The organism is Streptomyces sp. NPDC046727 (assembly GCF_040645635.1).
Lineage (GTDB): Bacteria > Actinomycetota > Actinomycetes > Streptomycetales > Streptomycetaceae > Streptomyces.
Window position 1 is genome coordinate 352,410 of sequence record NZ_JBEYYR010000004.1, and the last position, 21,188, is coordinate 373,597.

Consider the following 21,188-nt stretch of genomic DNA (forward strand, 5'->3'; position numbering starts at 1 on the left):
CGCCGCGCTCGTCAAGTCCGCCCTCCGGTCGAGTCCGTGCGGGGCGATTCTTCGGTGGGCTGGGCGGGCAGCGTCCCATCGGTCGCGCGGTCATACTCGACCGAGCCGCCACCAGGAACGAACCATCCGGCGTCTGCCGGCAACCCACGCCACTGTTCGGAGGCCACCGAATGCACCGTCCCGTCATCGAAGTCACGCGCGTGCGCAACCCCTTCCAGCAGGAGGCGGTGACCAGGGACGGCGACGGCGTCCCGCGCTACGCGGATGTGCCTGCGACGCTGCTCGACCTGCTGCGGGCGCAGGTCGACGCCCGGCCCGACGCCGAGGCGGTGGTCGAACTCGGCGGCGACCGGCTGACGTACGCGCAGCTGTGGGAGCGCGCGGCACGCGTGGCCGGCGGGCTGCGGGCCGGCGGTGTGCGGCGCGGGGACCGGGTGGCCGTGCGGTATCCGGCGGGGACGAGCTGGGTGCTCGCCTTCTGGGGCACCGTGATGGCCGGCGGTGTCGCCGTGGCGGTCAACACCCGGTCGGCGCCGCCGGAAGTGGAGTTCGTCCTCGGCGACGCCGGCGTGACGGTCGATCTGTCGGCCGGCACTCCCCTGCCCGACGGCGATCCGTACGTGACGCGGGACCTGGTCGCCACCGATGTGGCCGCGTTCTTCTACACCTCCGGCACGACCGGGCGCCCCAAGGGTGTGCCGACGACGCACGAGGCGTTCGTCACCAACGCCGAGAACATGATCCGGTGTTTCGGCCTGCCGCGTGATGCGGGGCCGGCCCTGCGGACGCTGATCTCCGTGCCGTTGTTCCATGTCACGGGCTGCAACTCGCAGTTGCTGGTCGCCGCGTACGTCGGCGGAGCTGCCGTGATCATGCCGACGCTCGGACTGCCGGAGCTGGCACGGGCGTTGGCGACGGAGCGGATCTCCTTCATGGTGACCGTGCCCGCGGTGTACTCCTTGCTGCTGCGGCACCCGGCCTTCGCCGACGCGGACGTGTCCGGGGTGCGGACGGTCGCGTACGGCGGTGCGCCGATCGCGCCCTCCCTCGTACGGTCGTTGCGGAAGGCGTTCCCGGGCGCTTCGCTGGTGAACGGCTACGGCATGACCGAGACGGCCGCGCTGATCACGGCCCTGCCGGACCAGGACACGGAGGAGCACGCGGACTCCGTCGGGTACGCGGCGCCCTCGGTGGACCTCGGCGTCGTACCGATCGGCGCCGACCCCAACGTCGGTGAGCTGGTGGTCCGCGGCGCCAACGTGACGACGGGGTACTGGGACAGGCCGGAGGCCACCGCGGAGACGGTCGTGGACGGGTGGCTTCACACCGGTGACATCGTCCGGGTCGACGACGCCGGACGCGTGCACATCATCGACCGCAGCAAGGACATCATCATCCGCGGCGGAGAGAACGTGTCCAGCGTGGAGGTGGAGGCTGCCCTGCTCTCCGCTCCGGGAGTGGCCGACGCGGCGGTGCTCGCCGTGCCCGACGACGTGATGGGCGAGAAGGTGGGCGCCGTCCTCGTCGCGGACGGGGAGCCGATCGACGTCGATGCCGTGATCGCGCACTGCCGGGACCTGCTCGCCGACTTCAAGGTCCCGCAGTACGCCACGGTCGTCACCGAGGCGCTGCCGCGCAATGCCGGCGGCAAGCTGCTGAAGAACCAGCTGCGCCGGCAGGTGCGGTGGGGCGCTCCGCTACGCTAGCCGTCCGTCCGCCGTCCGGGACGGTTCACCTCCCGGACGGCTCACCACGTCAGCAAGAGTCAAGGGTGAGATCGAGCCCTTCTACGCCTTCGCCGCGGTAGGTAAGAATCCGGTCAATGTCGCCAGGGCGGAGATCGTCGGTGTGCCCAATCTCGCATGCGCGCCCGGCCGCACCAATCTCTCATGAACACTCAAAGTGGACCTTGCGTGCGAGCGTTTCTGCCGGATTCTCGACTACATGGACACCCATGGCTACGGCATTGTCGAACCCGTTCTCGACAAGCCGGACATGGAGCGGGGATCACATGAGCATCTACGACTACGTCATCGTCGGCGCCGGATCCGCGGGCTCAGTGCTGGCGTCACGGCTGTCGGAGGACCCCGAGGTCCGGGTGGCGCTGATCGAGGCGGGCGGCCCCGACACCGCGCAGGAGATCCACGTCCCGGCCGCCTTCCCCCAGTTGTTCAAGAGCGACCTCGACTGGGACCTGGACTCCGACCCGGAGCCGGGGCTCGGCGGCCGGCGGACCTATCTGCCCCGGGGCCGCACCTTCGGCGGGTCCAGCTCGATGAACGCGATGATCTACATGCGGGGCAGCCGCGCCGACTACGACGGCTGGGCCGCGGCCGGGGCCACCGGCTGGTCGTACGCGGACGTCCTGCCGTACTTCCGGCGCTCCGAGGACAACGAGCGCGGCGAGGACGAGTTCCACGGCGTGGACGGGCCGTTGACGGTCAGCGACGGCAGGTCCGGGCACCCGCTCACGTCGGCCTTCGTGCAGGCCGCCGAGCAGGCCGGGCACAAGGCGAACGACGACTTCAACGGCGAGACGCAGTTCGGTGTCGGGCGCTACCAGGTGACGCAGCGCGGCGGCATGCGCTGCAGCGCGGCCGTCGCCTATCTGCACCCGGCCCTGGAGCGGCCGAACCTCACCGTGCTGCCCGCCGCCCGGGCACAGCGCGTGGTGATCGAGGGCGGCCGGGCGACGGGTGTGGAGGTGGAGCGGGGCGGCACCGTCGAGGTGGTCCGCGCCGAGCGCGAGGTGATCCTGTCCGCGGGCACCTACGAGTCCCCGAAGCTGCTCATGCTGTCCGGGATCGGGCCCGCCGCCGCCCTGACCCCCTTCGGCATCGACGTCGTACGCGATCTGCCGGTCGGCCAGGGCCTGCAGGACCACTACATGACGCTGCTGAACTTCCGTACCGATGTCGAGTCGCTGCTCAGCGCGGCGAGCCCGGAGAACGCCGAGCTCCTGCAGAGCGCCGGGCGTGGCCCGCTGACCTCGAACATCGGCGAGGCCGGCGGCTTCTTCCGCAGCCGGGCCGACCTGGACGCCCCGGACCTGCAGTTCCACGCCGCGCCCGTGCTCTTCCACCAGGAGGGGCTCGGCGCGCCCACCGAGCACGGCTTCGCCTTCGGCCCCTGCGTGCTCGCCCCGACCAGCCGCGGCGCGGTCACCCTGCGCTCCGCACGCCCGGACGTCGCCCCCCGCATCGTCCACAACTACCTGACGACGGCCGAGGACCGGGACTGCATCGTCTCCGGGATCCGGATCGCCCTGGAGATCGCGGCACAGCAGGCGGTGGCCGACATCTCCAAGGGCCCGTACGGCGACGCGCCGGCCTCGGACTCCGACGCGGACCTCCTCGCCTGGGCGCGGCGGACGGGGCAGACGCTCTACCACCCGACGTCGACCTGCGCCATCGGCGCGGTGGTCGACCCCGAGCTGCGTGTGTTCGACGTGACGGGTCTGCGGGTCGTCGACGCCTCGGTGTTCCCGACGGTGACACGCGGGAACACCAACGCGCCCACGATCATGGCCGCGGAGAAGGCGGCCGACCTCATCAAGGGAGCCGTGTGATGACAACCTCCCAGCCGGACACCGACCGGATGTGGGCGATCGACCGGGCCGTCGACGACCTGGCCCGCGGCGAGGAGACGTGGGCCGCGTGCGGTCTGGCGAAGCGGCGTGCGCTGCTGGAGCAGGTGGCCGCGGCCGTCACCGAGCAGGCGGAGGCGTGGGTGCGCGCGGCCGTCGCGTACAAGCGGCTGCCGGACGGCAGCCCGCTGATCGGCGAGGAGTGGATCAGCGGCCCGTATCCGGTGCTGACCTCGGCGGGCGCGCTCGCCGAGACCGTCAGGGCGCTGGAGGAGGGCCGCAGCCCGGTCGACGGGTTCTCCGTCCGCGGGGCGCCCGGCGGGCGCGTCGCGGTCCGTGTCCTGCCGCACGGCATCTGGGACCAGTTGCTGCTGAACGGCTTCAGCGCCGAGGTGTGGATGCCGCCCGGGGTCAGCCGGGAGACGGTGCGCGACCGCGCCGGCCTGGCCCTGCGACGCCCGGCCGACACCCAGGGCGTGGGCGTCGTGCTCGGCGCGGGGAACATCACCTCGATCCCGATCCTGGACGTGCTGTACGAGCTGTACGCGCACAACCGGGTGGTGGCCCTGAAACTCAACCCGGTCACCGACGGCCTCCTCGACGTCTTCAGCCGCGTGCTCGCCCCGCTGGTCGACGTCGGCGCGGTCCGGATCCTGACCGGCGGCGCCGACGTCGGCGCGTACCTCGTGCACCACCCGAAGGTCCGCCATGTCCACATGACCGGCAGCGCGGCCACCCACGACGCGATCGTCTTCGGTACGGGCCCGGAGGGCGCCGCCCGCAAGCAGGCCGGTACGCCGCTGCTGGACAAGCCGGTCACCAGCGAACTGGGCGGTGTGTCCCCGACGATCGTGCTGCCGGGCGACTGGTCCGAGGCGGACCTGCGCTACCAGGCCGACCACATCGCCACGCAGCGGCTGCACAACGGCGGCTACAACTGCGTGGCGAGCCAGGTGGTCGTCATCGCCTCCGACTGGCCGCAGAAGGAACGCTTCCTCGCCCATCTGCGCAGGTCGCTGTCCGCCGCCCCCGCCCGTCCCGCCTACTACCCGGGCAGCGACGACCGGGTGGCGCACGCTCTCCGGGCCTACCCGGACGCGGAACGCGTCGGCGAGGGCCGGGTGCTGATCAGGAACCTCGATCCCCTGGCGCCCGGCCCGGCACTGACCACCGAGTACTTCGCGCCGGTCCTCGGCGTCCTCGAACTCCCCGGTGACGCCCGGCTGTTCCTCGACGACGCGGTCCGCACCGCGAACGAGAGCTTCACCGGCACGCTCGGCGTGAACCTCGTCGCCCACCCGCGCACCATCGCCGCCCTCGGCCCCGCGCTGGACCAGGCCGTCGCCCGACTCCGGTACGGCACGGTGGCGTTGAACGCCTGGACCGGCGTCGGCTATCTGACGGCGACCGCCAGCTGGGGTGCCTTCCCCGGTCACACCCTGGACGACGTGCAGAGCGGCATCGGCGTCGTGCACAACGCGCTGCTCCTGGACGGGCCGGAACGCACCGTCGTACGGGGGCCGTTCCGTCCCGCGCCGCGGGCGCTCCTGCACGGGCAGCTGGTCATGTCCCCCAAGCCCCCGTGGTTCGTCACCAACCGCACCGCGGCCACCACGGGCCGGCTCCTCGCCGGCTTCGCCGCGGCGCCCCGCTGGTCCGCGCTACCGGCGCTGTTCGCCTCGGCACTGCGCGGCTGACCCGGGCGCGGGGACGCGCTCGGCGGCCCCGGCGGGCAGCGAACCACCGCCGGGGCAGGCCGCGGTGGGCAGTGGCTACGGCCGGGGCAGGCCGCGGTGGCGGTCGGGGTTCACGACCGTGGACAGGCCGTTGAGCAGGAGGCGGGTGCCGCCGCGGAGGTGGGCGACGTCGTGGCTGCCGTCCCCGGTGGGCACGAGCCAGGTGAACTGCTCGGTCCAGGTCAGGCGGGAGCCGGCGGCCTCGTCGGTCAGTTCGACGGTGACGAGGGAGATCCAGCGGCGGCTGCCGTCGACCACGGCCTCGTAGACGTAGACGATCCGGGTGTCCGGCACGATGTCCAGGAACCGGGAGTGGTGGGCGAGTTGCTCCTCGGTGTCGCCGGAGACGAAGACGTTCCGGATGGTCTCGCCGCCGCCGACCCGGAAGTCCAGCTCGCGCTCGGCCGTGGAGGAACCGCCGGGGAGGCGGAACCAGCGGCACCGCAGGGACGGGTCGGCGAAGCCGCGGAAGACCTCGGCCCGCGGCACCGAGAAGTCCACCTCTACAGAGAACGAGCCGTGCCGAGCGGGGGGTGTGGGATCAGCGGCCGGGGAACTCCCCGACTCCACCTGCGCGAGGTGACCTGCGTCCATTGGATCAACCTAACACGGGCGCGGCGCCCGCCCGGGGCGCCGCCGCCCCTCGGTCAGAGCCAGCCGTCCAGCGACTTGAGGAAGCCGTCGAGATCGTCGCGGTGGACGCAGTGACCGGTGTCCGGGACGTACACCACCTCGAAGCCTCGTCCCCGCAGCCGCTCGGCCAGCTCGTCGGGGACCAGGTGGTGATCGCCGGCGCCCTGGACCAGCGAGGGGACCTCGGCCCGCGCGGGGATCAGGTCCCGGTCGCTCTGCAGCCACTCGATGGCCCGGACGTCCCAGCGGGCGTACCCGGCCAGCTCCGCCTCGATGTCCTCGGGCAGCCAGCGGGGGCACAGCTGCCGGATGCTCTCGGCGGTGGCCGACTTGGTGGCCTCGGCGAACTCCCGTACCTCGTCCACCGATTTGGCGCCGAGCTTCCACGCCGGGTCGCTGTAGACGACCTTGGCCGGGCGCAGGCCGGGCACCGCGAGGGCGAGCACGGGTGCGCCGAAGGAGTGGGCGAGGGCGAGGTCGACGCCGGCCGGGACCGACTCCACGAGGTCGGCCGCGAGCAGCTCGGGGGTGTACTCGTCGGCGTGCGGGCTGTCGCCGTGGCCGCGCAGGTCCGGCATGATCACGCGGTAGCCGCGCTCGGCGATGAGCGGCGCGACCCGGCGCCAGGTGGTCGCCGACGACATCACGCCGTGGACGAGCAGCACCGTCCGGTCGCCGTCGCCGACCTCGTGCAGTGCGAGCTTCATGATCGGGGGTGTCCTTTCGACACGTGGTGGCGGTCATGCGGTTGCCATCGGGCGTTGGCCGACACGTGTTGGCCATCAGGTGTTGGTCATCAGGTGTTGGTCATCAGGTGTTGGCCAACACCTGACGGCCCTCAGCTGTTGGCCGGTGCGACCAGCTCCAGCAGCGCCTTCGCCGCCAGTCGGTAGCCCAGGGGGCCCAGGCCGACCACGATGCCGGACGCCAGCGGGGCGATCACGGACTCGTGCCGGAACTGCTCGCGTGCCCACACATTGCTGAGGTGCACCTCGATCCAGGGCTGCGGATAGGCGGCCAGGGCGTCGCGCAGGCTCCAGCCGGCGATCATCAGCGCGCCCGGGTTGACGATCGCGCCGACGGTGTCGAAGTGGTGCCGGTGGATGTCGCGGACCAGGTCGCCCTCCGAGTCGTGCTGGAGGGAGAGCACCTCCCAGCCCGCGCCGCTCACCTCCGCGGCGACGGCTTTCTCGATGTCGGCGAGGGTGTCGGTGCCGTAGATCTCGGGCTCGCGCCGGCCCAGGATGCCCAGGTTGGGGCCGTTCAGCAGGAGCAGGGTGCTCATGGGTTCACCTCACTGTTGGACGCGTCGGGCCGTCCGGAGTGGTGCCGGGTGCCGGCCGGGCCGGAGTCGTGGTCGTTCAGGGCGAGTTCGGCGTCGGCGGCTTCCTCGGCGCGGGTCATGGCGTACCGCAGGACGGGCGGCGTCATCAGCGAGGTCACGATCGCGACCAGGACGATGATGGTGTAGGCGTCGGTGTCCAGGACGCCGAGCCGCAGGCCGGTCATCGCCACGACGACCTCGACCACGCCACGGCAGTTCATGCCGGCCCCGAGGGCGAGCGCCTCCCAGCGGTTGAGGCGGCTGAACCGGGCGCCGAGGAAGGCGCCGGAGAACTTGCCGATGACGGCGACGGCGAGCACGGCGAAGGCCGCGCCGAGGACGGCCGGCCGGCGCAGGCCGGTGAGGTCCATGCGGAGCCCGGCGGTGGCGAAGAACAGCGGGGCCAGGAAGGACAGGACGCTGGTCTTCAGCGGTTCCAGCTTCTCCCGGTTCAGGTCCTTGCTGGTGCCGACCAGCACACCGCAGACGAAGGCGCCGAAGATCGCCTCCAGCTTCATGGCCTGGGTGGCGGCGGCGCTGAACATGACGAGGACCACGACCGTCGTGATCGTGGGCGCGGAGCCCTCGCCGCGCCCCGCCCAGCGCAGCGCGGCGCCCACCAGCGGGCGGCCGATGAGCAGGGCGAACAGCACGACGCCGACCGGGTAGAGCACGGAGGTCGCGACGACGCCCGCGGTGAGTCCGGCGGTGGCCATCGCGGAGACCACGGACAGCAGGAACCAGCCGACGATGTCGTCCACGACACCGGCGGACAGGATCAACTGGCCGATGTCCCGGTGCAGCAGCTTCATGTCGAGGAGCGTCTTGGCGATCACCGGAATGGCGGTGACGCACATCGCGACGCCGAGGAAGAACGCGAAGACCTTGGAGTCGACGCCGTCGGGCATGAGGACGCCGCTCAGCGCGAAGCCGGTGGCGATGCCGAGGCCGAGCGGCAGCACGAGTCCGGCGATGCTGACCCGGGCCGCGGTGACGCCGCGCTTGCGGACGAGGCCGAAGTTCAGCTCGGCGCCGGTGACTCCGACGAGGAGCAGTACGCCGAGCTGCCCGGCCGCGTCGAGCAGGTGCATCTGCTCCGGCTGCCGGGGCAGCAGCCAGTGGGAGAAGGCGGGCAGCACGTGCTGGAGCACGGACGGGCCGAGCAGCATGCCCGCGCACAGCTCGCCGACGACCGCGGGCATGCGGAAGCGCTCGGCGAGCCGGCCCAGGACGAGTGCGAACAGCAGCAGGAACGCGATCTGGAGGAGGAAGACCAGGAGTGAGTGGGGCGCCATGGTCGGCACCGGGTTGGCGAGCGTCACGGGCTCTTCCCTCGTCGGAGCGGTTCGATGGGGGTCAGCGGGTGCTGTCGGCGCCCTGACCGCTCAGGCTGCGGGCGAGGAGGGCGACGACCTCGGCGCTCCGTTCGACGTGGAAGAAGTGGCCGCCCGGGAAGACCTGTACGTCGGTCGGCCCGGTGGTGTGCTCCTCCCAGGCGCGCGCCTCGTCCAGCGAGGTCCGGGGGTCGGCGTCACCGGTGAGCACGGTCACCGGGCAGTCGAGCAGCTTGCCGGGGTCGTGCCGGTAGCTCTCGATGGCGGTGTAGTCGCTGCGGATCGCCGGCAGGAACATCGCCAGCACCTCGGGGTCGGCCAGCACGGCCTGGTTGGGGCCGCTGAGGGTGCGCAGTTCGGCCAGGACCTCCTCGTCGGTCGCCGCGTGGACGCGTTCGTCGCGGTACTGGGAGGGGGCGCGCCGGCCGGAGGCGAACAGCCGTACCGGGGAGGGCAGTCCGGCCTGCCGCATGCGCAGGGCCACCTCGTAGGCGAGGACGGCGCCCATGCTGTGCCCGAACAGGGCGAGGGGGCGGTCGTCCAGGTGGCGCAGCGCCGCGAAGATCTGGTCGGCGTAGTCGGGGATGTTGTCGATGCCGGGTTCGTGCCGGCGTGTCTGCCGGCCCGGGTACTGGACGGCCAGGACCTCCACGGTCGGCGTGAGGGCCGTGGCGACCGGGAAGAAGAAGCTCGCCGAGCCGCCGGCGTGCGGCAGGCAGACGAGGCGTACCGCGCTGTCCGGCGAGGGGCGGAAGACGCTGACCCACTTCTCGAACTGTGCCGTTGCTCCAGGCATGCCGGATGGCTCGCTTTCACGTCGGAAATCAGCGTCTGATGCGGGGACTTGGGCAGCGTAGGTCGCCCCGGTCGGGGGCCGGTATCCCTCAACCTGATAGCCCGCGGCGGATTCCCGCCGGACGCGGTCGCCGGGCCCGTACGCTCACCACCAGTCACCCGAGCAGGGCCCGTCAGCCGGGCAGCACCGAGGGGGTTTCCATGTCCGATGTGTCACCGAACGGCGCGGCGGTGTCCGGCGGTTCGCCGCAGGCGGGGCCGGAGACGGATGTGCTCGTCGTCGGGTACGGGCCGGTCGGCTCGGTGCTGTCCGTGCTGCTGGCCCAGCGCGGCTGGCGGGTGACCGTCCTCGAACGCCGCCGGCGGCCGTACACGCTGCCCCGGGCGACGAGTTTCGACGGGGAGACCGCCCGGCTGCTGGCCGGCACGGGCGTCGGCGGGGAGCTGGGCCGGATCACCGAGCCGGGCACCGGGTACCAGTGGCGCACGGCGGACGGAAGAACGCTGCTGGACATCGAGTTCACCACCGAGGGCCCGTACGGCTGGCCCGACGCCAACACCATGCACCAGCCCGCGCTGGAGGAGCTGCTCGCCGCCCGTGCCGCGGACCTGCCGAACATCACGGTGCTGCGCGACCGCCGGGTCGTGGACCTCGCCGACGGTCCGGACGGGGTGACGGTGACCGCGGAGGACGAGGAGGGGACGGCGCAGACGTTCTCGGCGCGCTGGGTGGTGGGCTGCGACGGCGCCAACAGCTTCGTACGGGACCGGATGGGCGTGTCCGTGACCGATCTCGGGTTCTCGTACGAGTGGCTGCTGTGCGATGTGGAGCTGCGTGAGCCGCGGGAGTTCGTGCCGACCAATGTGCAGGTCTGCGATCCGGCCCGGCCCACCACGCTGGTCGGGAGCGGGCCGGGGCACCGGCGCTGGGAGTTCATGCGGCTGCCGGGCGAGCGGGCGGCCGACCTGAACCGGGAGGAGACGGCGTGGCGGCTGCTGGCGCCGTTCGGCGTCACCCCGGACACCGCCCGGTTGCTGCGCAGCACCACGTACATCTTCCAGGCGCGCTGGGCCGACGACTGGCGGGCGGGGCATGTGCTGCTGGCCGGGGACGCGGCCCATCTGATGCCGCCGTTCGCGGGGCAGGGCATGTGCTCGGGGGTGCGGGACGTGGTCAATCTGGCGTGGCGGCTGGACCTGGTGCTGCGCGGGAGTGCCCCGGAGTCCCTCCTCGACACCTACACCGAGGAGCGCAAGGCGCAGGTGCGGGAGTCGATCCTGGCGTCGGTGCAGCTGGGGCGGCTGATCTGTGTGACGGACGCGGCGGCGGCCGAGGAGCGCGACGCGACGGTGCTGGCGAACCGGCGCGGGCGGGGGCCCGGCCGGCCGGATCCCGCGCGGCCGATCACCTGCGGCCTGCTGCACCGCCCGGACGACGCCGCCGGCCGGATGCCCCCGGTGGGCGAGGTCCTGCCGCACGGCCGCCTGCTCGGCCCGTCCGACGCGGAGCCGTTGCGGGATCCGGTGGGTGCCGGTTTCGTCCTGTTCCTGGCGCCCCGGGCGGAGTTGGACCTGCCCCCGGACCGGCTGTCGTTCCTGCGGGACCTCGGCGCCCAGGTGATCCGCCTCGGGCCGGCCGCCGGATCGTACGACGGCACGGACGGCGTGGCCGACGCGGTGGACGCCGACGGGGTGCTGCGCGGATACCTCGACCGGTACGGCGCGACCGCGCTGCTGGTCCGCCCCGACTACCACGTCTTCGGCACGGCGTCCGACCCGTCCGGGGTCACCGCACTCGTGGACGACCTGCGCGCCCAGCTGACCGCACCGGCCCCGGCCACGGCGGGCCGCGCAGGCTGAGCGGGGCGGGGCAGTCGCCCGGCGGAGGCCGGCCCGGGTCGACGGCTGCGCCAGGCGGGAGCGGGCGCGAACGACCGAGCCGCCGGAGGAATCAGGGAGAGCGGGCCCGGCGGGTGAGCCTTCCGGCGGCAGCCGGGTTGTCAGAGTTGTCGGGCCAGGAGGAGCGCTCCCCGCAGGGATGACAGGCCGCCCAGGTGGGCCGGGCCCAGGGGCGGTGTGGGGTGGCCCGGGCGGGTGAGGGTGGTCAGGTGGGTGGTGACGGCTTCCAGGAGGGCGGGGATGCCCGCGGCGAAGCCGCCGCCGAGCAGGGCGCGTTCGGGGTGCAGGAGTTCGCTGACGCCGGCGACGGCCGTGGCGAGGGCGCGGGCCGTGCGGTCCAGCGCGGCGACGGCCCAGGGAAGGTGGTCGCGCAGTCCGGTGCGCAGGTCGTCGAAGGTGACCGGGGCGCCGCGGAGTGCGGTGGCGTGGGCGAGGGTGGCCGGGCCGGACGCGGTCGCCTGGAGACAGCCCCGTCGGCCGCAGACGCACGCGGGACCGTCCTGGTCGACGACCAGGTGGCCGATCTCGAAGGAGCCCCGGGCGGGGCCGGGGCACAGCCTGCCGTTCAGGACGAGTCCGCCGCCCACTCCGGTGCCGACGCCGACGTAGAGCAGGTGGGCGCAGTCGGCCGCGTCCGCCTCGGCGAGCGCGCCCAGGTCGCCGTCGTCCGCCCAGGCGACCGCCGCGCCGGGGAACAGCGCGCGCAGAGCCGGGCCGAGAGCGAGGCCGGTCCAGGCCGGGCGGCTGGGCCAGGCGGTGATCCGTTCGTCGGGGCCGACGGTGGCGGGCATGGCCACGCCGACGGCCCGTATGCCGGACCGGCCCGGGAACTCCTTCAGGTGCCCGGCGAGGTCGGCCAGGTCGCGGTCGGCGTCCCGGTGCGGCCCCCAGGTGAAGGACGACTCCTCGGTCCGGCCGTCGTCGGTCTCCGCGCGGAAGGCGACCTTGGTGCCGCCGATGTCGATGCCGAGACAGCCCGGCGCCATGACGGCGCCGGGCTGCTGGTCCCGGGGTGCGCGCACGTTCAGTCGCCCGGTACGGCGGGGCACAGCGCGAGCAGATCGCTGGGCCGGCGCAGCACCGCGTCGGGTTTCGCGGCGAGCAGTTCCTCCTCGTCGGGGCCGACCCACAAGGCGGCGGCGGAGGCGACGCCGGCGCCCCGGGCACTGGCCAGGTCGGTGGGCGCGTCGCCGATCATGATGGCCTGCTCGGGCGGCACGTCCAGCAGGTGCAGCGCGCGCTGCACGATGTCGGGCGCGGGCTTGGGCCGGGGCACCTCGTCGGAGCCGATGACGTGGGCGAAGAACGGCAGCAGGCCGAGTCCGTCGAGCAGGGAGCGGGCGCGGTCCCCGGCCTTGCCGGTGGCCACGGCCAGTCGCAGGCCGCGCACCCGGAGGGTCAGCAGGAGCTCGAGGACGCCGTCGAAGACCTCCACGCGGTGGGCGAGCCGGTAGCTCTCACGGACGAAGGGCTCCTCCATCTCCAGCGGCAGCCCCATGATCCGCATGATGTCGGGGAAGTACCGCCCCTGGTGGCGCACGTACTCCTCGAAGGGGGCCGGGCCGTCGCCGACGACCTCCGCGTAGGCGACGGCGAAGGCCTCCCGCATGACCGGGAAGCTGTCGACGATCACCCCGTCCAGGTCGAAGACGACCGCCCGCCGGGGTGCCGTCAGGAGGTCGGCCGGGACGACGGGCCGGTCGGTCGAGTGGACTGTCATGGGGGCCTCATCTGCTGGTCCGTCTGCTGGTGGGCTGCGGGTGGTCTGTCGGTCTATCCGCTGGTGGTGGGCTGGTGGACGGGTTCGCCCGGTCCCGCGCGGCCGACGGCCCGGGCGGAGGCGTAGATGCGCTCCATGAGCCGTACGGTGGTACGGGCCTCGGCGACGGCCCGGCCGCGGCCGGCCGGGTCGGCGAGGAGGGCGGGCACTCCGTCCAGCTGTCGCCCGTACTCCGCGCCGATCGGTTCGGCGGGCACCGGCAGCCGGCGGGTGGTGCCCTCGCGGGTGAGGGTCAGGACGGATTCGGGCTGCCGGTTGGGGCTGAAGCCGAAGGTGCAGCGCAGTTCGGCGGTGCCGGCGCTGCCCTCGATCCGGATCAGGGAGAGGTCCCGGGCCTCGTGCGAGGCCCAACTGGCTCGTAGGGACACGGAGATGCCGTCCTCACGGAGCAGGAACCCGCGGGCGGTGTCCTCCACGTCCCCGGTGAGGGCGGCGGCGGGCTGCTCGCGGCGCCAGGCCGCGGACCACTCGCCGGCGTTGAGGAAGTCGTCCGAGGTGGCGCCGACGGCCTCGCGGACCGGGGACGGGCCGAGCAGCGCGGTCAGGGTGTCCACGAGGTGCCAGCCGAGGTCGACCAGGGCGCCGCCGCCGGCCTCGCTGCGCCGGGTGAACCAGCCGCCGGCCCGCGGCACCCCGCGGGCCCGTACCCAGGCCAGGTCGACATGCCGGACGCGGCCCAACTCGGGTAGCAGCGCGGCCAGTTCGAGGACGTCGGCGCGGTGCCGGGCGGCGCTGCCGGCCAGCAGCACGCCGCCGTCCCGCTCGGCGTCGGCCAGGGTGTCGGCCTCGGCACCGGACAGGCACACCGGCTTCTCCAGGAAGACGTTCACGCCCCGGCCGAGCAGGCCGGCGGCGACCGTGGTGTGCAGATGGTTGGGTACGGCGACGACGGCGAGGTCGACGGACCGGGCGTCGAGCGCGTCGGGTTCCGCGTGGGCGGGCGTGCCCGTCGCCGCCCCGACGGCCGTCCGGGCGGCGGGGTCGGGGTCGACGACGGCGACCAGGTCGAAGTCCGGGTGGGAGCGCAGCCGGGGCAGCCACAGCTCCCGCCCCGCCCAGCCGAGCCCCACCACGGCGGCCCGTACGCTCATATGGCGGCCACTGCGTCCGCGATGATCTCGGCCGTGATCTCCAGGTCCCGCTCGCCGGCGAGGAGGGTCCGGTGGTGCAGCCAGACGCAGTCGCCGCTGATGGCCTCGGTGTTCGGGCAGCGCTCGGCGATCTGCTCCACGGTCTCGTCGGGGGCGCCGATCTCCCAGAAGGCGTCGGTGCGGTAGATGGCGCGGAACGCGGCGAACGCGGGCAGCCCGGCGTCGACCAGCCGGTCGACCAGGGTGTTGCGGTCCTCCTCGGTGATGCCGGGGATGCGGAACATCGCCATGTAGTGCGTGTTCTGGTCGGCGCGGACGTCGCCGCCCTGCGGGACGACGCCGTCGATGGCGCCGAGCAGCCGGGACAGCAGTGCCCAGCGCTTGTCGCGCAGTTCGGTCTGGGCGGGCAGGCGGCGCAGCTGGGCGCGCAGCACGGCGGCGGAGAACTCGTTGAGCCGCATGTTGGTGCCGGCGACCTCGTGCAGGTAGCGGCGGTCGGTGCGCGGCCGGCCGCAGCTGTGCCGCAGGAACGCCGCCTCGTACCGGTCGCTGTCGGGGAAGACGACGGCGCCGCCCTCGCCGGCGGTCATCAGCTTGCCGTTCTGGAAGGAGAACGCGGCGACCGTGCCGAGTTCGCCGACCCGCTTGCCCTGCCAGCGGGCACCCTGGGCGTGGGCGGCGTCCTGGAGGATCGGCACGCCGGTGTCGGCGGAGAGCTTGCCGAGGGCGTCCATGTCGGCCATCAGACCGGCCATGTGCACGGGCATGATCGCCCGGGTGCGTGGGGTGATGGCCGCGGCCGTCGCGGCGGCGTCGATGTTGTACGTGTCCGGGTCGACGTCGACGGGGACGGCGACCGCGCCGATGCGCTGGGCGGCCTGCGAGGAGGAGATGAAGGTGAAGGCCGGCACGATGACCTCGCTGCCCGGTCCGACACCCATGACCTGCAGGGCGAGTTCGAGGGCGTGGGTGCCGTTGGTGACGGCCAGGGCGTGCGGGGCGCCGTGGAAGTCGGCGAACTCGCGCTCGAAGGAGTCGACTTCCTCTCCGCCCATGCGCCACCACTGGCCCTGCTCCAGGGCCCGGATCAGTCCGGTCCGCTCGGCGTCGTCGTACTGCGGCCACTCAGGGAATACCGGTGCCGGTCGCGCGTTCATGGTTCTCCAAATCTCCGTCGGGAACGGGCTGGGCGAGGGTGAGCGGGCGAGGCGAAGGGGGCGAGGCGAAGGGGGCGGAGAGCCGGTCCGGACGGTTCGCGCAGTGCTGGCCGTCCTCAGACTAGGACGCGGCGTTCCGGCCTCCCATCCCTCGGTCTGGTAGTCGGCCGGGGGGCGGCCCGGCTAGGACGTGTGCAGTCCGAAGAAGGCGCGGTAGGAGTCGATCTGTCCGGTGAGCATGTGGCTTCCGTGGTGTACGGGGAGTCCGTGTGCGGCGGCCTCGCGCAGCAGCCGGGTGTCCCGGGGCTTCATGATGATGTCGGCCACGACGGCGCCGGCCGGCAGCGCGTGGGGCGGGAAGGGCAGTGGGTCGTCCGGGCGCAGGCCGAGCGGGGTGGCGTTGACGGCGATGTCGGTGTCCGCCAGGGGCGGGCGGGCGGCGGTGTGCACGCGGCCGGGCCAGTGGGCGGCCAGCCGGTCGACGAGGGTGGTCAGCCGCGGGGTGTCGGGATCGGTGACGGTCAGCCGGTCGACGCCGGCGCCGAGCAGGGCCGCCGCGATGGCGCTGCCGGCGCCGCCCGCGCCGACCAGGGCGACCCGTGCGCCCTTCGGCCGGTGGCCGGCCCGGACGAGGCCCGCGACGAAGCCGGAGCCGTCGAAGTTCTCGGCGAGCCAGCTGCCGTCGGCCTCGCGCCGGAGCGCGTTGGCGCTGCCGGTGATCTCGACGGTGGGGCTGCGCCGGTCGGCGAGCAGGGCGGCGGCCGTCTTGTGCGGGACGGTGACGAACAGGCCGTCGAGGTTGCCGACGCGCTGGAGTCCCCGGACGACCGTCTCCAGGTCGGCGGCGCGGGCGTGGACCGGGACGAGCACCGCGTCGATGCCGAGGCGGGCGAAGAGCGGGTTGAGCAGTCCCGGGGACTGGACCTGGCCGACGGGATCGCCGAGGACGGCGTACAGCCGGGTGGTTCCGCTGACCAGGGTCTGCTGCGGGGTACCGGTCACCGGGGGCTGCTGCGGGGTGTCGGTCATCGTCGTGCCTCCGTGCTGTGCGCCGCCGCGCTCGCGAACAACTCCGCGACGGCGAAGGCGAGTTCCATGGACTGTTCGGCGTTGAGGCGGGGGTCGCAGGCGGTGCGGTAGCGGGTGGGCAGGTCCGCCTCGGACAGGCCGCGGGCGCCGCCGGTGCACTCCGTGACGTCCTCCCCGGTGGCCTCCAGGTGCAGGCCGCCGGGGTGGGTGCCGAGGGCGCGGTGCACCTCCAGGAAGCCGGTGATCTCGTCGAGGATGTGGTCGTAGTGCCGCGTCTTGTAACCGGAGTGCGTGGTGCGGGAGTTGCCGTGCATGGGGTCGCACTGCCAGATCACCTGGCGGCCGGAGGCGGTGACCTTCTCCACGATCGGCGGGAGCACCTCGCGCACCCGGTCGTGGCCCATCCGGCTGATCAGGGTGACCCGGCCGGGCACGCCGTGCGGGTCGAGACGGCGTACGTACTCCACGGCCTGCTCCGGAGTGGTGCCGGGGCCGATCTTCACGCCGATGGGGTTGGCCAGCAGTTCCGCGAAGGCGATGTGCGCGCCGTCGGGCCGCCGGGTGCGCTCGCCGATCCACAGGAAGTGGGCGAGCCCGCTGGACAGCCGGGGTTCGGGGCCCTCGGTGTCGATCCACAGCAGGGTGCTCTCGTAGTCCAGCAGGAGCGCCTCGTGACTGGTCCAGATCTCGCCGAGCCGTGGGGCGGGGGCGCCGACGCCGGTCATGAAGCGCAGCCCGCGGCCGATCTCCGCGGCCCGCGCCCGGTGCCGGCGGCCGCCGGGCGCGGTGCTGACGAAGCGCCGGTTCTCCTCGTGCAGGGCGTGCGCGTCGGCGAGGTCGCCGGGGGCGAGGCGGCGGACGACGGCCATCGCCTCCCGGGCGTGGGCGTGGGCCCGTGCCATGCGCTCCGGGTCGGGCGTGCGGGCCGCGTGGGTGGGTTCGCCGGAGTTGATGATGTCGCCCCGGTAGACGGGCAGCCCGTGGGCGTCGACGGTCGCGGAGCGGGGTTTGGCGTACTGTCCGGCGGCGCGTGCCACGGTGACCACGGGCAGGCCGGCGGCGTGGGTGAGGACGAGCGCCATCCGCCGGAGCAGCCCGAGGTTGGCCCGCAGGTGTGGCTCGGTGGTGTCGGCGAAGGTCTCCGCGCAGTCGCCGGACTGCAGCAGGAGGGCCTCGCCGCGGGCGACGGCCCCGAGCCGGTCGAGCAGCCGCCGGGTCTCGGCGGGGGTGACGAGGGGTTCGCCGGCGGTCAGCCGGCGGACCACGGCCCGGGCCCGGTCGGGGTCGGGCCAGCCGGGCTGCTGTGCGGCGGGCCTGGCCAGGGCCGCTTCGAGCCGGTCGGCGAGTGTGCGCTCGACGGCCCGCCGCCGGATCCGCCCCGGGGTGCCGGGCGGCCACCGTGGTGTGTACGTCATGTCACCGCCGCCTCCGTTCCCGTGGCGCCGGCCGGGGCGGTGGCGACGAGCCGGTCGAGGGGGGCGCGCTCCATCCGGTCCAGGGTCTTCGCGACGGCCTGTTCGGGCACGTCGGCGACGAGTTCCGCGCCGGCCGGGCCGTCCAGGACGAAGGTGAGGCCGGAGCGGGCCTTCTTGTCCCGGCGCATCAGGCCGATGAGCGTGCCGGGTTCGGCGCCGTCGGGCAGGGCGGTGGGCAGGCCGTAGGAGGCGACCACCTCGCGGTGTTCGCTCACCCGGTCGGGCGGGATCCGGCCGAGGGTGCCGGCGAGCAGGCCCGCGAAGACGGTGCCGATGGCGACGCCCTCGCCGTGCCGCAGGGCGAAGCCGGTGGCCGCCTCCAGGGCGTGGCCGAGGGTGTGGCCGTAGTTGAGGAGGTGCCGCAGGCCGGTGTCGCGTTCGTCGGCGGAGACGATGCCCGCCTTGAGTGTCACGCTGGCCGCGATCTGCTCGGCGAGCGGGAGTCCGTGCAGGCCGGGGGCGCCGATGAAGTGGCAGCGGGCGATCTCCCCGAGTCCGTTGCGCAGTTCGCGGGGCGGGAGGGTGGTCAGGTAGTCGGTGTCGCACAGGACGGCGGCGGGCTGCCAGTAGGCGCCCACCAGGTTCTTGCCCTCGGGCAGGTTGACGGCGGTCTTGCCGCCGACGCTGGCGTCGACCTGGGCGAGCAGGGTGGTCGGCAGGTGCAGGACGGGCACGCCGCGGTGGTAGAGCGCGGCGGCGAGGCCCACGACGTCGGTGGTGGTGCCGCCGCCGACGGAGACGACTGCGTCGGAGCGGGTGAGGCCGAACCGCACGAACGCGGCGCACAGGGCTTCCACCGTGGCGAGGTTCTTGTCCGGCTCACCGTCCCGGGCGGGCAGCAGCAGTGTCTCCGCACCGGTGTCGGGCACCCATTCGACGGGGCGGGCCGAGACCACCGCGACGCGCCGGGCGCCGAGCTTGTCGATGATCCCGGGCAGGGCGGAGCGCGCTCCGGGGCCGATGAGCACCTCGTAGGACCGGTCGCCGAAGCGCACCGGGACTCTTCTTGTCACTTCCGCTTCACCTTGTTCGGTCAGCGCTCGGTGGCGCGCGGTCTCGGTCTCTCGCCCGGAGCCCGGCCGGCGGCGGCGCACACCGCGGCCGGGCTTCGTGGCGGGTCGGCCCCGTGGGGGGCTACTGGCCGGCGGTCACCCGGCGGATGCGGGACTCGGCGCGTTCCTTGCGGTCGTGCTCGTCCAGGTGCGGGTAGGACGGGCAGCCGAAGACGCGCTGGAACGGCGCGAAGGTGTCCCACTCGGAACGCCGGCGCATCTCCTGGGCGACCGCGTTGTGCTCGCTCCAGAAGTCGCCGCCGATCAGCCGGATCATGTAGCGCTCCAGCGCCTCGCGGTCGGTGGTGCGGCCGGCGTCGGCGGCGACCGCGACCAGTTCACCGTCGTAGAAGGCGTGGATGAGCCGGATGTAGGTGTCGTAGCCGGTCTTGAAGAAGTTGGCGTACTCGTCGATCAGCCGGTCGGCGTCCTGCGGGTTCTTCAGGGCCTCGCCGATGGTCTCGGCGGCGCGGACCGCGGTGGCCGAGGCGACGAGGACACCGCCGGAGAACATGGGGTCGCCGAAGCAGCCGGCGTCGCCGACCATGACCCAGCCGGGGCCGGTGACGGTGTCGGTGTGGTAGCAGTAGTCGGTCTCGACCTTCAGGTCCATGGTCGGGCGGGTGCCGGTCAGCCGGGCGGTGATCCGCGGCACCCGCGCCTTGTGCTCCTCGAACACCTGCTCAGGGGTGGAGGCGCGGAAGACGTCGCGGGGCATGACGGTGCCGACGCTGATGACGTCCTTGGACAGCGGGATGGCCCACACCCAGCCGTCGGCGTGCGCGCCGACCTGGATGTCGCCCTCGACGCCGAGGTTGTGCTTCTCGTCCAGGCCCTCGTAGTGCCGGAACACCGCGACCATGCGGAGCTTCTCCAGCGTCTTGCGCAGCCCGAACTTGTGGGCGATGCGCCCGGCGCGCCCGCTGGCGTCGATGACGTACCGCGAGCGGACCTCGTGCTCCTCGCCGTCCTTGGTGTAGCGGGCGCCGACCATGCGGTCGCCCTCCATCAGCAGTTCGCCGACGGTGGCGCCGAAGTGGATCTCGGCGCCGGCCTTGCCGGCCTGTTCGACGAGCATGCGGTCGAACTTGGCCCGCTCGACCTGGAACGCCCGGTCGTACCGGCCCTCGCCCTGCTTGCCGAAGTCGGCGCGGAAGACGCCGGAGAAGAACTTGGTCTCGGTCGGGTCGATGAACTCGCCGCCGAACTTCGGGACGTAGCCCTTGGTCTCCACCTCCTCCCGGATGCCGATGCGGTCGAACAGGCCCATCATGTACGGCAGCAGGGACTCGCCGATGTGGAAGCGCGGGTTCTCCTCGCGCTCCAGGAGCACCACGGAGTGCCCCTGCTTGGCCAGCACGTAGGCGCTGACCGCGCCGGCCGGTCCCCCGCCGATGACGACCACGTCGGCCGAGTTGTTCGCCATGGAATGTCCTTCCGTACGTTCGCTGGTGACGATGGATTGGTCGGTGTGCCGCCGGGTCACGTGAGGTCGCCGGGGTCGAGGTCGCCGCTGAGGATCGCGGCGACGAGCCTGCGGTGTTCGTCGTCGTCGACGACGGTGCGGACGCGTTCGCGGCCGTCCCGGACGACCAGGTACCGGCGGCCCTTGAGCACGGCCTGGCCGTTGTCGAAGGTCCGGCCGCACAGGATGCCCTGGCCGCCGTCGTCCTCGGAGGCGGTGGCGTGATGGGCGCGGGCCCGGTCCTCCAGTTCCTTCCAGTCGTGCCACTGGCGGGCCAGCAACCGGAACGTGTAGACGGTGCCCCACCGGGTGACGCGCCCGCGTCGCTGCAGGGCGATCGTGCCGTCGTCCCTGCGGACGAGCCGGTACTGGCAGCCGTACTGGGTCTGCACCTCGTCACTGACGCGCAGCGGTTCGAGGTACGAGGGGCCGGGGTAGCCGACGTCGACGAGCCATTCCTCGCCGTCCAGGACGGCCCGGATGAACATGTGCTCGATCTCGGTGCCGAAGTTCTCCCGGCCCTCGGCGGTGCTCGCGGCGAGCAGGGTCACCTCGTAGCCCAGGGCGGTCAGGAGCCGGTGGAAGAGCCGGTTGAGCTGGAAGCAGGTGCCGCCCTGGCCCTCCATGACGCCGGTGCGGAACACCTCGTCCTCGTCCACGTCCACGAGGTGCACACCGTCGGCGAAGCCCTGCCCCGCGACGTTGTACGGCAGTGTCATCAGGTGGAGTTTGTGCAGCGTGCGCAGGGTGTCGAGGTCGGGCCGCGGCATCTGCCCGGTCCAGCCGATGCGGTCGAGGTAGGCATCCACGTCGAACATGCGGTCAGCTGCTC

18 protein-coding genes are annotated in these 21,188 nt (G+C 73.2%); 4 read left to right on the top strand and 14 right to left on the bottom strand.

Annotated features, from left to right (window positions below; all coding sequences use genetic code 11):
* The first annotated feature begins 170 nt into the window (after positions 1-170).
* The 3 genes from ABZ937_RS07545 to ABZ937_RS07555 all read left to right on the top strand — a co-directional run bounded on the left by ABZ937_RS07545 (position 171) and on the right by ABZ937_RS07555 (position 5,283).
* A complete protein-coding gene (locus tag ABZ937_RS07545) occupies positions 171-1,706 on the top strand; it encodes an AMP-binding protein (protein ID WP_361686962.1) in 1,536 nt (511 codons plus the stop codon).
* 305 nt (positions 1,707-2,011) lie between these two features.
* A complete protein-coding gene (locus tag ABZ937_RS07550) occupies positions 2,012-3,568 on the top strand; it encodes a GMC family oxidoreductase N-terminal domain-containing protein (RefSeq protein ID WP_361686965.1) in 1,557 nt (518 codons plus the stop codon).
* Positions 3,568-5,283 (top strand): aldehyde dehydrogenase family protein, encoded by a 1,716-nt coding sequence (locus tag ABZ937_RS07555; RefSeq protein WP_361686968.1) that lies wholly within the window; start codon positions 3,568-3,570, stop codon positions 5,281-5,283. The genes ABZ937_RS07550 and ABZ937_RS07555 overlap by 1 nt, the downstream gene beginning before the upstream one ends.
* Before the next feature lie 75 nt (positions 5,284-5,358).
* Here ABZ937_RS07555 and ABZ937_RS07560 read toward each other — a convergent pair whose 3' ends face one another.
* From ABZ937_RS07560 to ABZ937_RS07580, 5 genes are all read right to left on the bottom strand, one after another.
* Complete coding sequence (locus ABZ937_RS07560; protein ID WP_361686971.1) at positions 5,359-5,916, bottom strand: SRPBCC domain-containing protein; 558 nt, start codon at positions 5,914-5,916, stop codon at positions 5,359-5,361.
* Positions 5,917-5,969: 53 nt separating this feature from the next.
* Positions 5,970-6,662: an alpha/beta hydrolase gene (locus ABZ937_RS07565; RefSeq protein ID WP_361686974.1), complete on the bottom strand. Its 693-nt coding sequence runs from the start codon at positions 6,660-6,662 to the stop codon at positions 5,970-5,972.
* A gap of 131 nt (positions 6,663-6,793) precedes the next feature.
* A complete protein-coding gene (locus tag ABZ937_RS07570; RefSeq protein ID WP_361686977.1) occupies positions 6,794-7,240 on the bottom strand; it encodes a type II 3-dehydroquinate dehydratase in 447 nt (148 codons plus the stop codon).
* Positions 7,237-8,601 carry a cation:proton antiporter gene (locus ABZ937_RS07575; protein ID WP_361686980.1) on the bottom strand — a complete coding sequence of 455 codons (1,365 nt, stop codon included), beginning with the start codon at positions 8,599-8,601 and terminating at the stop codon, positions 7,237-7,239. Before ABZ937_RS07575 ends, ABZ937_RS07570 begins: the two co-directional genes overlap by 4 nt.
* 34 nt (positions 8,602-8,635) lie before the next feature.
* Entirely contained in the window at positions 8,636-9,409 is a 774-nt protein-coding gene (locus tag ABZ937_RS07580) for an alpha/beta fold hydrolase (protein WP_361686983.1), read from the bottom strand.
* A gap of 200 nt (positions 9,410-9,609) precedes the next feature.
* Here ABZ937_RS07580 and ABZ937_RS07585 point away from each other — a divergent pair, with 200 nt between their 5' ends.
* Positions 9,610-11,268: a bifunctional 3-(3-hydroxy-phenyl)propionate/3-hydroxycinnamic acid hydroxylase gene (locus tag ABZ937_RS07585; protein ID WP_361686986.1), complete on the top strand. Its 1,659-nt coding sequence runs from the start codon at positions 9,610-9,612 to the stop codon at positions 11,266-11,268.
* A gap of 140 nt (positions 11,269-11,408) precedes the next feature.
* On the opposite strand, the gene ABZ937_RS07590 is transcribed toward ABZ937_RS07585, so the two are convergent.
* From ABZ937_RS07590 to ABZ937_RS07630, 9 genes are all read right to left on the bottom strand, one after another.
* On the bottom strand, positions 11,409-12,356 hold the full coding sequence (locus tag ABZ937_RS07590; RefSeq protein WP_361686989.1) for an ROK family protein: 948 nt from the start codon (positions 12,354-12,356) through the stop codon (positions 11,409-11,411).
* Positions 12,332-13,027 (bottom strand): HAD-IA family hydrolase, encoded by a 696-nt coding sequence (locus tag ABZ937_RS07595; protein ID WP_361686992.1) that lies wholly within the window; start codon positions 13,025-13,027, stop codon positions 12,332-12,334. Before ABZ937_RS07595 ends, ABZ937_RS07590 begins: the two co-directional genes overlap by 25 nt.
* Positions 13,028-13,080: 53 nt before the next feature.
* The gene (locus ABZ937_RS07600; protein WP_361686995.1) at positions 13,081-14,178 is read right to left on the bottom strand and encodes a Gfo/Idh/MocA family oxidoreductase; all 1,098 of its coding nucleotides are present in this window, start codon (positions 14,176-14,178) and stop codon (positions 13,081-13,083) included.
* Positions 14,175-15,335 (bottom strand): 3-amino-5-hydroxybenzoate synthase, encoded by a 1,161-nt coding sequence (gene rifK / locus ABZ937_RS07605; RefSeq protein ID WP_361686998.1) that lies wholly within the window; start codon positions 15,333-15,335, stop codon positions 14,175-14,177. Before rifK ends, ABZ937_RS07600 begins: the two co-directional genes overlap by 4 nt.
* Before the next feature lie 183 nt (positions 15,336-15,518).
* Entirely contained in the window at positions 15,519-16,364 is an 846-nt protein-coding gene (locus ABZ937_RS07610) for a ThiF family adenylyltransferase (RefSeq protein WP_361687001.1), read from the bottom strand.
* Positions 16,361-17,779: a 3-deoxy-7-phosphoheptulonate synthase class II gene (locus ABZ937_RS07615; protein ID WP_361687004.1), complete on the bottom strand. Its 1,419-nt coding sequence runs from the start codon at positions 17,777-17,779 to the stop codon at positions 16,361-16,363. The genes ABZ937_RS07610 and ABZ937_RS07615 overlap by 4 nt, the downstream gene beginning before the upstream one ends.
* A complete protein-coding gene (locus tag ABZ937_RS07620; protein ID WP_361687007.1) occupies positions 17,776-18,852 on the bottom strand; it encodes a 3-dehydroquinate synthase family protein in 1,077 nt (358 codons plus the stop codon). The genes ABZ937_RS07615 and ABZ937_RS07620 overlap by 4 nt, the downstream gene beginning before the upstream one ends.
* Positions 18,853-18,973: 121 nt before the next feature.
* Complete coding sequence (locus ABZ937_RS07625) at positions 18,974-20,317, bottom strand: NAD(P)/FAD-dependent oxidoreductase (protein WP_361687010.1); 1,344 nt, start codon at positions 20,315-20,317, stop codon at positions 18,974-18,976.
* 56 nt (positions 20,318-20,373) lie between these two features.
* Positions 20,374-21,174 (bottom strand): arylamine N-acetyltransferase, encoded by an 801-nt coding sequence (locus ABZ937_RS07630; protein WP_361687013.1) that lies wholly within the window; start codon positions 21,172-21,174, stop codon positions 20,374-20,376.
* Positions 21,175-21,188 lie beyond the last annotated feature (14 nt).